A 14456-nucleotide genomic window follows, 5' to 3' on the forward strand; every position below is an offset into this window, starting at 1 on the left:
CGATGCACGCGCGGACCTTCTGCCCCTGCCGATCGTTGGTAGGGCAAAAGGAGATTTCGCATGAGCGACCAGGACCCGACCAAACCGATCCCGAATGACGAGAAGTTCAAGCCGCAGAACGTCAGCGGCAGTGACAAGTCCGGCCAGGGACGCGACGCCGACCGCCCGGCAGATACCGGCGGCCGCGATCTGCCGCGCGGGAGCGAACCCGAAACGCGCAATTCCAGCAACTTGCGCCGGTAAAGGCCGCTCGCCCGACGCCGTGACCAGCCCCGGCACCAAAGCCGGGCCAGGGCGCTGGATCAGGCCGAAACGGTATCCTCGATGGCGGCGCGGACTGCGGCAATCGCCGTGCCCGCTGCCGCTCCGTCGGGGCCGCCGCCCTGGGCCATGTCGGGACGGCCACCGCCGCCCTTCCCGCCCAGCGCCTCGACCCCGCGGCGCACGAGTGCGATCGCGTCGTAACGATCCGTCAGATCGTCGGTTACCGCGACGGCGATTGCCGCGCGCCCGCCGTTGACCGCAACCGCCGCGGCAATGCCCGATCCCAAGCGCTTCTTCGCTTCATCGAGAAGGCCGCGCAATTCCTTGGCGTCGAGCCCGTCGAGCACCTGCCCCGAAAACTTGACGCCGGCGACCTCTTCTTCGGCCGCACCCTGCGCGGGCGCACCCGCACCGCCGCCGCCGCCGAGCGCGATCTGTTTGCGCGCTTCGGCCAGTTCGCGTTCGAGCCGCTTGCGTTCGTCGACCAGTGCGGCAACCCGCGCCTCGACTTCATCGGGCGCGGACTTGAGCGTTCCGGCAACCGATTTCAGCGCCTCCTCGCGGCCCACCAGCCACTGGCGTGCCGCCTCACCGGTCAGCGCCTCTATCCGGCGCACACCGGATGACACCGCGCTTTCGGAAACGATGCGGAACAGGCCGATGTCGCCGGTAGCGCGAACATGGGTGCCGCCACACAGTTCCACCGAGTAAGTCCGGTCCTGCCCGTCGTCGCCCCGGGCCTGGCGGCCCATCGACAGGACGCGCACTTCATCACCATACTTCTCGCCGAACAGCGCGAGAGCGCCCGCTTCGACCGCTTCATCCGGGCTCATAAGCCGGGTCTGAACCGTTTCGTTGGCGCGGATTTCCGCGTTCACTTCAGCCTCGATCGCCGCGATGTCTTCAGCGCTGAGCGGACGCGGGTGGGAGAAATCGAACCGGAAGCGCTCGGCGGCGACCAGCGAACCCTTCTGCGTGACGTGGCTGCCCAGGCGGTTGCGCAGGGCGGCGTGGACGAGGTGAGTCGCCGAATGGTTGGCGCGGATGCGATCGCGCCGTTCGGCATCGACCGTCATGTGCACACTGTCGCCCACGGCGACCGCGCCGCTTTCGACCCGCCCGTGGTGGGCGTGGAGCCGGCCAAGCGGCTTCGAGGTGTCGGACACCGCGATCTTCAGCCCTTCGGGCGTGAAGATGGTGCCAGCATCGCCCGACTGGCCGCCGCTTTCGCCATAGAACGGGGTCTGGTTGGTGAGGACGATCACATCCTCACCCGCTTTCGCGCTGATGACTTCGGCGCCGTCGCGCACGATCGCGACCACCTGGCCTTCGCCCTCGGTCGCCGAATAGCCGGTGAATTCGGTGCTGCCCTCCCGCTCGGCAATGTCGAACCACAGCTCGCCATCGGCGGCTTCGCCCGATCCCTTCCAGGCGGCGCGGGCAGCGGCCTTCTGCCGCTCCATCGCGGCTTCGAAACCTGCGCGATCCACGCCGATGCCGCGCGCGCGCAGCGCATCTTCGGTCAGATCGTAGGGGAAACCATACGTATCGTAGAGCTTGAACGCGGTTTCGCCTTCCAGCTCCCCACCCTCGCCCATCGCGGCGGTTTCTTCGTCGAGCAAGCGCAGACCCTTTTCCAGCGTGCGGCGGAACTGGGTTTCTTCACGCTCCAGCACTTCCTCGATCAGGGCCTGGCCGCGCTGCAGCTCGGGGTAGGCCTGGCCCATTTCGGTCACCAGTGCGGGGACGAGGCGGTGCATCAGCGGCTGATCGGCACCCAGCAGATGCGCGTGGCGCATGGCGCGGCGCATGATCCGGCGCAGGACATAGCCGCGCCCTTCGTTCGACGGCAGGACGCCGTCGGCCATCAGAAAACCGCTCGACCGCAGGTGGTCGGCAATCACCCGATGGCTCGCACGACTGTCGCCCTGGGCGGCAACGCCGGTCAGGCTTTCGCTGGCGGCGATCAGTTCGCGGAAAGTGTCGGTATCGTAATTGTCGTGGACGCCCTGCATGACCGCGGCGATCCGTTCCAGCCCCATGCCGGTGTCGATGCTGGGTTTGGGCAGATCGGCACGGGTTCCGTCGGCCGACTGCTCGAACTGCATGAAGACGAGGTTCCAGATCTCGATGAACCGGTCCCCGTCCTCGTCCGGCGATCCGGGCGGGCCGCCGGGGATGTGGTCGCCGTGGTCGTAGAACACTTCGCTGCACGGGCCACAGGGGCCGGTTTCGCCCATCGACCAGAAATTGTCGCTGGTGGCGATGCGGATGATCCGTTCTTCCGGCAGGCCGGAAATCTTGCGCCAGAGATCGAACGCCTCGTCATCGGTATGGAAAACCGTGGCCGTCAGCCGATCGGCGGACAGACCCCATTCCTTCGTCAGCAGGGTCCAGGCGTTTTCGATCGCCTGTTCCTTGAAATAATCGCCGAACGAGAAATTGCCCAGCATCTCGAAGAACGTGTGATGGCGCGCGGTATAGCCGACGTTGTCGAGATCGTTGTGCTTGCCCCCAGCCCGAACGCACTTCTGGCTGCTCACCGCGGTTGGCCCCGGCGGCGCTTCCAGCCCGGTAAAGACGTTCTTGAACGGCACCATCCCCGCGTTGACGAACATCAGCGTCGGGTCGTTGTAAGGCACCAGCGGCGCGCTGGGCACCGGGGTGTGGCCGTGGCCGGCGAAATAGTCGATGAAGGACCGGCGTATATCGTTGGTCGAAGTCATGCCAGCGCAGTTAGTTGCTGGCGCACCGCGGGACAAGCGGATTAAGCCCGGCGGTCCCCGGCCGAGTGCCCGAATGCGGCACTCAGGCAGGGACGCAGCGGCTATGCAGGTGCTTGCGCGCGGACCAGCCAGGCCGCGCCGCCGAACGCGATGCGGCCGTCTTCGACCCGTTCTGCCAGAAAGGCGCGCAGCCGTGCGATGTAATCCTCACGCGTCGGCGGGTCCATCTGCGCCGCGGCCCGCGCGGCCGGGCCGATGACCAGGAAGTAGGACAGCGCATCTTCCACCGGATCGCTCCCCTCCCCCGCAATATAAGGAAAATCGACCGGCTCGAACGTCGGATCGCGCCAGCTCGCGCGGGTGAGGATATCGCGCACATAGTCGGGATCGGCAAAGGCGAACGGGCCGGGCTGGCCGGGCGGCGGCGGTGCACCCGCTCCGCCAGGGGAGAGCGACGCGAGACCGCTTGCCCAGGTATTTTCAGCCGCAGAACGGAAGCAGCTGAACACGAGATTCGCGTTCGGCGCCGCTATTTCGGCGAGATGGGTGAAGGCGGCCACCGGGTCGGCGAAGAACATCACCCCGTGGCGCGATACCAGAAGATCGGGCGCGAACCCCGCGCGCGACCACTGCGCCGCATCGCCCGTTTCGAACGCGACGTTCGCCGCGTTTTCGCTGCGGCTTCTCGCCACTGCCAGCAATTCCGCACTGACATCGACGCCGACGACTTGCGTGTCCGGCCGGCGGGATGCGAGTGCCAGCGATATCTCGCCCGCACCGCAACCGATGTCGAGCACGCGGCTGTGAGGGCGGGCGGCGGCGGCATCGAGCAACTGCCGGGTAAGTGCGGAAAAGCTGCGATCGGTACGCCGCCATTCGTCTGCCCAACTGCGCCCGGCGCGCCCTTCCCATTCGAATTTTTCGGTCATGTCTCTGCACCTGCTCCTGCATGAGGGAGGAGCGGCGCGATCTGGCCCGCAGCGCCCGCCATCCCGGTCAATCGAACAGCCGGATCGCTAACGCGCCGGGCGCATCGGCGCAAAAGAAAAGCCGGCGCGGGTCAAACTGTGACACACACGCCGGCTTTCCGTTTTCCCGGGTGCAATGCGCACCCGCTTGAGGCGATGGATCAATCGTCCGCGTCCGGACCCGTCATCATCTCCTCGGCGACTTCGTCGGTCCGGCCGCGGATCGCGGCTTCCAACCTGTCGCAAACTTCTGGATTGTCCTTGAGATACTGCTTGGCGTTTTCGCGGCCCTGCCCGATGCGGATCGAATCGTAACTGAACCAGCTACCCGATTTCTCCACGATCCCGGCCTTGACCCCGAGATCGAGGATCTCGCCAATCTTCGAAATGCCCTGGCCATACATGATATCGAATTCGACCTGCTTGAACGGCGGAGCGACCTTGTTCTTGACCACTTTCACCCGAGTCGAATTGCCGACGATCTCGTCGCGATCCTTGATCTGACCGGTGCGGCGAATGTCGAGCCGCACGCTAGCGTAGAACTTCAGCGCATTGCCGCCGGTGGTGGTTTCAGGATTGCCGTACATCACGCCGATCTTCATCCGCAGCTGGTTGATGAAGATCACCATTGTCTTCGATCGGCTGATCGAACCGGTCAGCTTGCGCAGCGATTGCGACATCAGCCGGGCCTGCAGGCCGACATGGCTATCGCCCATCTCGCCTTCGATTTCCGCCCGGGGAACCAGCGCAGCAACCGAATCGACCACCAGCACGTCAATCGCATTTGAGCGCACCAGCGTATCGGTGATTTCCAGCGCCTGTTCGCCCGTATCGGGCTGCGAGACGATCAGTTCTTCGATGTCGACGCCCAGCTTCTTGGCATAGACCGGATCGAGCGCGTGTTCGGCATCGACGAAAGCGGCGGTGCCGCCGTTCTTCTGCGCTTCGGCGATGACATGCAGCGCCAGCGTGGTCTTGCCCGAGCTTTCCGGCCCATAGACTTCGATCACGCGGCCTTTCGGCAGGCCGCCAACGCCCAGCGCGATATCGAGGCCAAGCGATCCGGTGGAAATCGCTTCCACCTGCATCGCTTCCTTCTGGCCCAGTTTCATCGCCGAGCCTTTGCCGAACGCACGATCGATCTGCGCGAGCGCGGCATCGAGTGCCTTTTGACGGTCCACGTTGCTTTCCTTCTCAACCAGCTTCAGTTCCGCCGCCATCGCATGGCCTCCTTCGCTTGCCTAGGGCTTCGATCCCGTTATCGACCGGAGCCCATTGTATTCGATTTGTTCCACCAGAACAAGTGCGGAACAAATCTTTTTTTCGGCAGAGAGGAAATTAACGCAAATTCAGCTATTTACGTGGATTCACTGGTCGGAAGAACGCACACGCCAGCGGATTTTCCGATCCGAATTGGCGGGAATTGTGGTTTCGATCTCGCGCATACCGTCGCGGACGCTGCCGGTGCCCCTGCCGCGCACGTCCCAGTACGCGCTCCACCCCAGCGCGATCCGCACGGTGACCGGCGTCGGCAGGGCGTTGGTGATTTCGGCTTCCATCCTGTTCCACTTGCGCGGCTTTTCATCCGGGTCATGCTTGCTCGTGCGGCGACAGGCGGCCTGGACCTGCGGGCTGGTGCCGAGCGCGATTTCCACGTCCTGCCCTTCCGCATGATCGCGCAGGTTTTCCTCCCCGACCAGCAAGGGCCCGTACGAAGACGGTTCGAAGATCGCCACTCCGCCCGAAGGCAGGGCAACGCCCAGGCCATGTTCTTCATCGTTCACCGTTTCCAGCATTCGCGCGGCGGGCCGGAAGCCTTCGGCCGACTGACCGGGAGGGCAGCCGATCTCGTAAACGAGACGACCGTCGATCCGCTCCTTGCGCAGGAACGCCACCTGTTTCAGCCCCTTGGCTGCAACGGTGATCGGTTCGGGGACGCGGTAGAGCTTGAGATCGCCCAGTTCCTCTTCCCCTGCCATAACCGGCGCGACTTCCGCGCGCTTCGCCGCGGTTACTTCGATTGCCGCATCGTCCATCCGCGCCATCATCGGTGCGGGTGGCGGTGGAGGTGGGGGCCCGGGCGCATATGCCTGCCTGGCGCGATACCGTATCGGCGACCCGCTGGCCGTGCTGCCCAGCGGATAGCAGGTCAGGCGCAACCGCTCCGCCTGAGGCGGGGCGGCCAGCGCCTCGAAATCGCTTTCGACGTTGAGCGTGCCCGCCACTGCCATCAGCTCGGCATCGGGGAAGCTCTGCCCGTTATCGTTGAGCAGTGTGAGCCACGAGGTGAGCGCGAGATCCACGCCGCCCTGCCCGTCACCCTGCCCCAGAGTGGCGACGTAATTCGCCTGCCAGTCGAACCCCCAGGCGAGATAAGTCAGCACCACGCGATAGGTTCCGCCGCTGGCATCGCGCGTGTCGATCGAGAACACCGGCTGGGCGGAAAGCCCGGTCGGCACGCGGTCGAACGTCAGCGTTTCGGGCAAGCCGGCGCAACGCACCGCCTCGAACCCCTCGCCCGTTTGCAGGACCAGGCCGCCGTCGGCACGGGTCCGCACGATGGCCTGTTCGCTCCGCGCCCGTCCGGTTGCGGGATTGGTGCGGGTGATCGTAACCCGGTTTCCCAGCATTCCGTTGACCAGCGCACCGGGCGAAAGCAGTTCCGCGTTGCGGTTTTTCTCGATCGTTCCGCCGGGCAGACCGGTGACGATCGCGCTGACCGCGACCATCCCTTCGGCCACCCCTTCGAACCGCACCGTGCTTTCCCCCGGCGGCAGCGTGACCGTGCGCGTTTCGCTGACCATCGCAAAGCCTTTCGGCCAGTCGCGATCCATTTCCTCGTCCGCATCGCGGCCGGGATCGCGATAGACGGTCACCGCCAGGGCTTCGGGGTCCGAAGCCTCGACCGTCTGGCGCGCGCCGGCCACATCCGGCACGATCGCCAGCGCGAACAGGATCGCGGCCCGCCGCATCGCCGCCGGCCCGCTCAGAACCGCGTTTCGTAAGTTACGCGGAACTCGCGCTTGCCTTCGGCCGGAACGGGTATCGTCCACTTGCGCCGATCCACATTGAGCTGATCGCCCGGCAAATCTTCGCTGACGATGCGGTAATCGTTGCCCCACCAGCCCCGGTCCATCCCGGCCTGGACCAGATCGACCTCTACCGGGGTGCCCTTGGCGTTGGAGAGGGTGTAGCGCATCGTCGTGCGATAGAAGCGCTTGGGCCGTTCGACATCGACCTGTTCGACCACTTCACCGTCACGGATCACCCGATAGCGCGCGCTGCGTTCCCACTCCGACGCGGTGATCGTTTCGCGGCTTTCGACTTCGGCCTGGAGCATGACGTCGAACGCATCGCCGGTCTTCAGGCTCAGCTCGCTGCCCATCGGCGTATGGCCGATCGCATTTTCACCGATGAACTGCGCGTTGCCCTGACTGTCCCGCTGGTAAAAGCGCACGGTGCCGGCCGGCAGAGCATCGCCCAGCCCGCCGTCGCGCGAAGAGGAAAAGGCGATCTCGCTCGATACGTTGACCGGCCTGGAATCGCTCGCCATCCAGCCAACCGTGCGGGCATAGACCTTGCGCGCCGGAACGCCCTGCACGTCGAGGAAGCTGACCTGCTTGGTCTGATTGTTCGCGATCGTGGTGCGCGCGCCGATCGGATAGAGGTAGAAGTCGCCGACCTGTTCGCGCCCTGAATTTTCCGTGCCCGGCCGTACCATGCCACTCCGCGAATTGCGCGCGCTTCCGCGGCCCGGACTGCCGGCGATCAGCAGGGTATCGGCGGAATGGAAAGTCGTCCCGCTGTCGTTGGTCAGCGTGACCCAGCCCTGCATGTCGATCGTGCCGTTCGCCTCGTCATAGAGCGAGACGTAATCCGCCGACCAGCCCAGCCCGCCGGTGAGATAGCGGATCGAGGCAGGGCGCGTACCCGCCCGCATACTGTCCACCGTTACCGAAAGCGTGGGCCGCGCGCGCAAGTTGGGCGGCACCCGGTCGAACACGGCGCGCACCGGCAGGCCATCGTCACGCAGCACTTCGATCCTATTGCCGATCCGAACCACCACGCCCCCGGCGGTGGACAGCACCGTTGCCCGCTCGCGCGTTTCGGCCCCCGTCGCGGGATTGGTGCGAACGAGCGTGACGGTCTGGCCTATGGCCTTTTCCATCAGCTTGGTCGGCGTCAGCAGATCGAAATCGAAATTCTGTTCGACGATTGCCGCGCCATCGGCATTGAAGCTGAGCGTTTCGGGGCGAATTTCGGCGGAAACATCGGGAAATTCGATCCGGCTGCGCCCCTGCGCGATCGGCAATTGCCGAACATCCTGCACCAGCGCCTGCCCATTGTTGTAGATGGTGACCGAAACGTCGCCCTGCGCGGTTTCGTCCGTCGCGCCCTGCCCCACTGCCGCGGGGGCGAGGGCAATGAGCGACAGCGCGCTGCAGGCGGCAAAAGTACGAAGCATCGATGCAGTCTCCCTTTGCCAGCTCCGGCATCATCCGGCCGAAGGGCTCCCGCATGCAGGCTAGCCGTCTTCGCCCAACCTGTCAGGCTGAATCTGCGGGCTTTTTCACGCGGCTTTCCGCCAGGACGCGGGCGACTTCGTCGCTGATCTGCTGCACGCTGAATGGCTTGGCAATAAAATGCATATGGGCCACGTCGATCTCGCTGCGCAGATGTTCTTCGGCATAGCCGGACATGAACAGCACCGGCAGATCGGGGCGCACCTTGCGGGCGGCGCGGATCATCGCCGGCCCATCCATGCCGGGCATCACGACATCGGACACGATCAGATCGAACGCACCATCGTTGGCGACTGCGGCCAGCCCTTCCTCGCCGTCGGAAGCGACGGTGACCGTGTAACCGGCGCGCGAGAGTGCACGCTCCGCCACGGCGCGGACCATGTCCTCATCCTCCACCAGCAATATGCGCCCGCCGGCGGACCAGCCGCTGGCGGATGCCGCTTCTTCCCGGACTTCGCGCCGTTCGGGGCCGCGATGGACCGGCAGATAGATGGTGAAGCGGGCACCTTCGGCCATGCCGTCCGGCCCGGTGGTATTATCGGCGAAGATAAAGCCGCCCGATTGCTTGACGATGCCATAGACCGTCGAAAGGCCCAGCCCCGTGCCCTTGCCCTGTTCCTTGGTGGTGAAGAACGGTTCGAAAATCTTGCCGAGCAGATTCTGGGGAATGCCGCCCCCGTCATCCTGCACCACCAGCACCGTGTAATCGGCAACAGGGATAATGTCGGACCCCATCTTGCGCACGTCGGTGGCGGATACGCGGCGGGTGGCCAACGTCAGCCGGCCCGTTCCGTCGCCGCGCGAATGGATCGCGTCGCGCGCGTTGACGGCCAGATTGACGATCACCTGCTCCAGCTGCTGCGGATCGGCGCGCACCGGCCCCAGATCGCGATCGTGATGGACGCGGAACGCGATCTTCTCCCCCACCAGCCGCTTGAGCAACTGGCTCACCTCACTCACGACATCCGGCACCTGGAGCACTTCGGGCCGCAGCGTTTGCTGGCGGCTGAAGGCCAGCAACTGGCGCGTCAGGCTCGCCGCCCGATTCGAATTGGCGCGGATCTGCTGGATGTCGTCGTAATCGCTGTCGCCAGGTGTGTGGCGCAGCAGCATGAGATCGCAGTATCCGATGATCGCGGTCAGCACGTTGTTGAAATCGTGCGCGACACCGCCGGCGAGCTGGCCCACCGCCTGCATCTTGGTCGCCTGCGCCACCTGATGTTTCAGGCGGGTTTCCTCGGTCGTGTCGACCAGGCTCAGCAGCACTGCTGCCTCCCCCAGTCCGCGGACGCCGGCCAGGCCCAGCGAAATCGGCTCGTCGGGCTGGTCGAGCAGCCGCACCGCCATGTCGCCGCTGGTCGCCGGCCCGCGCGCAAACCGCCGTACCGCATCGATCAGCGCGCTCTTGTCCTCGCGAACCACCAGATCCGAAGGGAACGGCGGCAGGCCGCGGTCTTCGAGCGCGACTGCCCGCAGGAAGGCATCGTTGGCGAACAGCAGGCGCCCGTCGCGATCGGTCATCGCAAGCCCCAGCGGCAGGGCACCCAGCAGCGCCTCCAGCTGCGGAGTAGCCGCGGCGTTGCCGCCGCCTTCCCAGCCACCGCCGATCCCGACGCCGCTGTCCACGAGGAGCATCAGCGAAGGAACTTCGTCGGCGCGGGATGGCCGGGCATCGTCGGGATCGCCCAGCGCAACCTGAACCAGCATCTGAGGCGTGCCCCGCCGCCCCTCGCGAGCGAAATAGATCCGCTCGCGATCGTCGGATCGCAACTGGGCGACGAAATCCTGGCCGGCCAGCGTTGCCAGGGGATCGCCGGTCGCGCGTTCGGCAAACCCTGTGCTGACGGCGCGAATTGCGCCATCGGTGCCGACCACGGCGGCCTCTATGCCCGAATTGGACAGGAACGCGCCCAGCGGGCCCGAAATCCACTCGCCAACCCGTGCCACCGGGTCTTCCAGCTTCAGCGCGGTGAAGCGCCAGATCAGATAGTCCGCGCCGCGACCGACGCGTTCGGCCTCGCCCCGCCACGCGTCACCTTCGCCTTCCTGCGCCAGCGGTTCGGCCAGGCCGCGCCCGTCGCGCCATGCCTCGCGCGCGGCGCGCACCATCCGTTCCAGCGATTCGCGATCGAGCGACAGGTTGGGCGGCGCCCGCGATATGCCGAACCATTCGGCATAGAGCGAATTGGCGCAAACCAGCCGATTGGCGCGATCGGTAACCGCGATGGCGGTGTCGGGCTGTTCGATGGCGGCCACGGTCACCGACCAGTCCGGCTGCGCGAACGATTCTTCCCCCGGCGTCTGGCGCATCCGCGAAATCGCGACGCCCGCGGCCATCAACGCCGCGAGCCCGATCCCGTAGCCCGCCGCCAGCGTGCCACTGCCTGCGATCAGCCAGACGAGCCCGCTGCTCACCAGCAGGGCGACGGCAATGGCCACGATCGGCGGCAATCGCGTGAAGCCGGCAGCGTCTTCCAGCGCCTTCATCCTTCGCGCGTCCCGAGACGTTGATCGAGCCTGATTTCCATCTGCCGCAGCCGGCGGGCGCGCTTGCGTGCCACGATCATCCGCCAAACCACGCTGGACAGGACATATCCGAAAGCCGCCGAAACGACCGAAAGGACGACGAAGCCGAATGCCGTGACCCCGGCAACCTGGAAGGCATCGATCGCGAAAGCCCAGCGCCCGCTGGCCAGTTCGTCATTGGCAAAGCCCACGGTCACCGCATCAACCTTCAGCACGAAGCGCCCAACCTTGTTCGCCACCAGCAGCCAGAACGGCAAGGTGAAGGGATTGGTCACGAATGTCACCAGCGCCGCCACCGGAACATTGGCGCGTGCGGGCAAGGCGAGGAAGGCCGCCAGGAAGATCTGGCCGACCGGCACGATGAACGCCGCGAACAGACCCAGGGCAACGCCGCGCGGGACCGAACGGCGGGTGAACCGCCACAGTTCGGGCGTCAGAAAACGGTGTGCGATCGGCGCCAGGTACTTGTTGCGCGCCATCCCCTCGCGCGTGGGCATGTATTTGCGCAGCCAGTCAGCGAGAAAGGTCTTGGAAGGCTTGCCGGTCATCGTCCTGCAATCGCAATGGGCGCGGTGCCCTGCGAGGGCAAGGGCTGGGAGGTTAAATCTGGCGAACCGGTCATGGCACGCGATATGGGTAGCGGGATGCGAATGGCCAGCGCGTGAACGCCCGAAAATGCGATCAGCGGTTTTCGCGAAGGAGCCGCGCCTTGTCGCGTTTCCAGTCACGCTCCTTGATCGTCTGGCGTTTGTCGTGGGCCTGCTTGCCCTTGGCCAGCGCCAGTTCCACTTTGGCCCGCCCTGTGGCGTTGAAATAGACCGACAGCGGGACCAGCGTCATCCCCTTGCGCTCCACCGCACCGAACAGCCGCTCGATCTCGCGCCCATGCAGCAGCAGTTTGCGCGGCCGGCGCGGTTCGTGATTGAAGCGGTTGCCGTGGCTGAATTCGGGAATGTTGGCGTTGATCAGCCAGACCTGGCCATCGCGAACCTCGGCATAGCTTTCCGCGATCGAGGCTTCGCCCGCCCGCAGCGCCTTTACCTCTGTCCCCTGGAGCGCGAGGCCGGCTTCGAACTTGTCCTCGATATGATAATCGAACCGCGCACGCCGGTTTTCGGCGACGGTCTTCTGCTTGTCGAAGGTGGCGGGTTTGGGACGGGCCATAAGGCCGCGCCATGTAGGCGTTCGAAGCGCTATCGAAAAGCCCTGCCCGACGATTCAGGCCAAGGGGTCAGTTCGCTTCGGCCGCCATGGCGATCAGGTCGGCGGGCAGAACGGGTTCGCTCAGCAGCCGTTCCATTCGCTCCCAGCGCAGATTTTCGTCCGCCGCACCTGCCTCGATCGCGTCCCGCACCATGTCGCGGCCGAGGCCGTAATTGATGATATAGCTGCGATAGGTGTCGATAAACGCCAGCGACTGTTTCGCACGTTCGGGCGATACCAGCTGATAGCGCTGGAGAAGCGCCACCGCCTCTTCCGCGTCCACCTCTCCGGCGAGATAGCGCGATGCAATCGTGTAACGCGCAGCAGTGAGGTCCGCCATCGCATCGCGCAAGGCGATATAGCGGGCGACGTCGAGCCCTTCGAGCCCGGCGATCGGCGCCAGCACGTCGCGCGTGAACGCCACATCTTCCCCGCCCGGAAAGGCGAGATCGATCCCGTAATTGGCGGAACCTTCGGCGATCAGCGATTGCGGCGAATAGAGCGGATAGACCGAAAATTCCTGCCACCCGCGCCCGTTCACCAGCTCGCGTTCGAGCAGCGAATTGAACGCATGGTGCCCCGGATATCCTTCGTGGCAGCCCAGATCGATCGCACGGTCGAGCCGCACGGGCAGGTCGATATTGACCTCGATCTTCGAATGATAATCGCCCTGGTAGTAGTTATAACCGCTCCACGGCTTGTCGGTCACCAGCGCCAGCGTGAAGCTCTCGCCCTCGGGCAGGGCAATGTGATTCAGCGTGCGGCGCTTGCACTCCGCAATCGCTGCATCCATCGCCGGACGCACCCGATCGGCCGGCATGTCGAAACGCTTCTGGAAAGTATCGATCCGCTGCCACAGCGGCCCCTCGCCCGGCACCAGCCGTTCGATCCGCGCCAGCACGGGATCGAAACCGCTCAGCGGCGGCAGCTCGGGCCGCACGCCGAACAGCCCCTCCGCCTCATCCGCGAACGACAGGTTTTCGCCCCGCATCATCCGCAGCCGCGTGCGGGCCGCGGTGAGTTGCGCAACCAGGAAGCGCGCGCGGCGCTCCTCCATCGTCACGCCCTCAACGCCATCATCGGCGAATTCGCCGGCGCGCGCCTTCAATGCCGCAACGCGCGCCTCCAGCAGCGGCAGCGACTGGCCGGGCGCCTCCGCCACGGCCTGCGCCCGCACCGCCTCCGGCCCATAATAGGCATCGATATAGCCGTCTTCCTTCTCACCAATGGTGAGCTGGAGCAGGAGATAATCCGCCGCCACCGTGTCGAGCGTATCGGGCGGCCGGTGCGATACCGTCGCGCAGCCGGCCAGCGCGATTGCAGCGCCGAGGCCCAGCAGCGCCGCGCGCATCAGACGAGGCCCGCGTGCTTCAGCGCTTCGTCCACGGCCTTCTTCGCATGGTCCGAACACTCCACCAGCGGCAGGCGAACCCCGGGCAGAACCCAGTCGTGCACGCGGCTGAGCGCATACTTCACCGGTGCTGGGCTCGCATCTTCGAACATCGCGTAGTGCAGCGGGCACAGCAGATCGTTCAGTTCACGCGCGCGAACCAGATCGTTGTCGGCGCAGGCCTGCTGGAATTCGGCACAGAGCGCCGGCGCGACATTGGCCGTTACCGAAATGCACCCCGCCGATCCCGCGGCGTTGGCTGGCAGGGCGAGTTCATCGTCGCCCGAAAGCTGGCAGAAATCCTTCCCGATTCCCATGCGGTGGTCGGTGACCCGCGACAGATCGCCGCTCGCATCCTTGATGCCCACGATCCGGTCGGGATAGCGCTTGGCCAGCGCGCAGACCGTTTCGGGCTCGATGTCGGTCACCGTGCGGCCGGGCACATTGTAGAGCACGATGGGCAGGTCGGAATTTTCAGCAAGGAAACTGAAATGCGCGATCAGCCCGGCCTGGCCTGGGCGATTGTAATAAGGCGCAACGCACAGCGCGGCGGCGGCCCCGGCCTTGCGCGAGAAATTCATGTGCAACAGCGCGTTACGGGTATCGTTGCTGCCGCATCCAGCGATAATCGGAACCCGCCCCGCGGCCTGTTCGACACAGATTTCGATGACGCGGTGATGTTCGGCATTGGACAGGGTCGATGCTTCGCCCGTCGTTCCGCAGGGGACCAGCGCCTTGCTGCCATTGTCGATCTGCCAGTCGACCAGGCGGCGAAAAGCCGGTTCATCCAACGATCCATCGCGAAAAGGAGTCACCAGAGCCGGAATCGAACCCGAAAACATTGTCTGCATCCTTG

Annotated in this window: 11 protein-coding genes; 1 reads left to right on the top strand and 10 read right to left on the bottom strand. The window is 65.4% G+C overall.

Going from position 1 to position 14456, the window contains the following annotated elements; all coding sequences use genetic code 11:
• Nucleotides 1-60 precede the first annotated feature (60 nt).
• On the top strand, nucleotides 61-243 hold the full coding sequence (locus AM2010_RS06000) for a hypothetical protein (protein ID WP_047806293.1): 183 nt from the start codon (nucleotides 61-63) through the stop codon (nucleotides 241-243).
• A gap of 59 nt (nucleotides 244-302) precedes the next feature.
• Here the strand turns inward: AM2010_RS06000 and alaS are convergent, their stop codons facing one another.
• From alaS to dapA, 10 genes are all read right to left on the bottom strand, one after another.
• Nucleotides 303-2990: an alanine--tRNA ligase gene (gene alaS, locus AM2010_RS06005; RefSeq protein ID WP_047806294.1), complete on the bottom strand. Its 2688-nt coding sequence runs from the start codon at nucleotides 2988-2990 to the stop codon at nucleotides 303-305.
• 101 nt (nucleotides 2991-3091) lie between these two features.
• Nucleotides 3092-3919 (bottom strand): class I SAM-dependent methyltransferase, encoded by an 828-nt coding sequence (locus AM2010_RS06010; RefSeq protein ID WP_047806295.1) that lies wholly within the window; start codon nucleotides 3917-3919, stop codon nucleotides 3092-3094.
• Nucleotides 3920-4119: 200 nt separating this feature from the next.
• Nucleotides 4120-5178 carry a recombinase RecA gene (gene recA, locus AM2010_RS06015; protein WP_047806296.1) on the bottom strand — a complete coding sequence of 353 codons (1059 nt, stop codon included), beginning with the start codon at nucleotides 5176-5178 and terminating at the stop codon, nucleotides 4120-4122.
• Nucleotides 5179-5325: 147 nt separating this feature from the next.
• On the bottom strand, nucleotides 5326-6930 hold the full coding sequence (locus AM2010_RS06020) for a DUF4139 domain-containing protein (protein WP_053043961.1): 1605 nt from the start codon (nucleotides 6928-6930) through the stop codon (nucleotides 5326-5328).
• A gap of 14 nt (nucleotides 6931-6944) precedes the next feature.
• The gene (locus AM2010_RS06025) at nucleotides 6945-8423 is read right to left on the bottom strand and encodes a DUF4139 domain-containing protein (RefSeq protein WP_047806297.1); all 1479 of its coding nucleotides are present in this window, start codon (nucleotides 8421-8423) and stop codon (nucleotides 6945-6947) included.
• Between the two features lie 82 nt (nucleotides 8424-8505).
• Entirely contained in the window at nucleotides 8506-10968 is a 2463-nt protein-coding gene (locus tag AM2010_RS06030; protein WP_047806298.1) for a hybrid sensor histidine kinase/response regulator, read from the bottom strand.
• Nucleotides 10965-11555: a DUF2062 domain-containing protein gene (locus AM2010_RS06035; RefSeq protein ID WP_047806299.1), complete on the bottom strand. Its 591-nt coding sequence runs from the start codon at nucleotides 11553-11555 to the stop codon at nucleotides 10965-10967. The genes AM2010_RS06030 and AM2010_RS06035 overlap by 4 nt, the downstream gene beginning before the upstream one ends.
• A gap of 133 nt (nucleotides 11556-11688) precedes the next feature.
• Nucleotides 11689-12171: an SsrA-binding protein SmpB gene (smpB, locus tag AM2010_RS06040; RefSeq protein ID WP_047806300.1), complete on the bottom strand. Its 483-nt coding sequence runs from the start codon at nucleotides 12169-12171 to the stop codon at nucleotides 11689-11691.
• A gap of 67 nt (nucleotides 12172-12238) precedes the next feature.
• A complete protein-coding gene (locus tag AM2010_RS06045; RefSeq protein ID WP_047806301.1) occupies nucleotides 12239-13561 on the bottom strand; it encodes a hypothetical protein in 1323 nt (440 codons plus the stop codon).
• Nucleotides 13561-14442 carry a 4-hydroxy-tetrahydrodipicolinate synthase gene (dapA, locus tag AM2010_RS06050; RefSeq protein WP_047807750.1) on the bottom strand — a complete coding sequence of 294 codons (882 nt, stop codon included), beginning with the start codon at nucleotides 14440-14442 and terminating at the stop codon, nucleotides 13561-13563. Before dapA ends, AM2010_RS06045 begins: the two co-directional genes overlap by 1 nt.
• Nucleotides 14443-14456 lie beyond the last annotated feature (14 nt).

The sequence above is a fragment of the Pelagerythrobacter marensis genome (genome assembly GCF_001028625.1).
GTDB classification, from domain to species: Bacteria; Pseudomonadota; Alphaproteobacteria; order Sphingomonadales; family Sphingomonadaceae; genus Pelagerythrobacter; species Pelagerythrobacter marensis.

Coding starts and splice junctions, on each gene's coding strand:
- AM2010_RS06000 (WP_047806293.1), top strand. CDS start 61: ATGAGCGACCAGGACCCGACCAAACCGATCCCGAATGACGAGAAGTTC.
- alaS (WP_047806294.1), bottom strand. CDS start 2,990: ATGACTTCGACCAACGATATACGCCGGTCCTTCATCGACTATTTCGCC.
- AM2010_RS06010 (WP_047806295.1), bottom strand. CDS start 3,919: ATGACCGAAAAATTCGAATGGGAAGGGCGCGCCGGGCGCAGTTGGGCA.
- recA (WP_047806296.1), bottom strand. CDS start 5,178: ATGGCGGCGGAACTGAAGCTGGTTGAGAAGGAAAGCAACGTGGACCGT.
- AM2010_RS06020 (WP_053043961.1), bottom strand. CDS start 6,930: ATGCGGCGGGCCGCGATCCTGTTCGCGCTGGCGATCGTGCCGGATGTG.
- AM2010_RS06025 (WP_047806297.1), bottom strand. CDS start 8,423: ATGCTTCGTACTTTTGCCGCCTGCAGCGCGCTGTCGCTCATTGCCCTC.
- AM2010_RS06030 (WP_047806298.1), bottom strand. CDS start 10,968: ATGAAGGCGCTGGAAGACGCTGCCGGCTTCACGCGATTGCCGCCGATC.
- AM2010_RS06035 (WP_047806299.1), bottom strand. CDS start 11,555: ATGACCGGCAAGCCTTCCAAGACCTTTCTCGCTGACTGGCTGCGCAAA.
- smpB (WP_047806300.1), bottom strand. CDS start 12,171: ATGGCCCGTCCCAAACCCGCCACCTTCGACAAGCAGAAGACCGTCGCC.
- AM2010_RS06045 (WP_047806301.1), bottom strand. CDS start 13,561: ATGCGCGCGGCGCTGCTGGGCCTCGGCGCTGCAATCGCGCTGGCCGGC.
- dapA (WP_047807750.1), bottom strand. CDS start 14,442: ATGTTTTCGGGTTCGATTCCGGCTCTGGTGACTCCTTTTCGCGATGGA.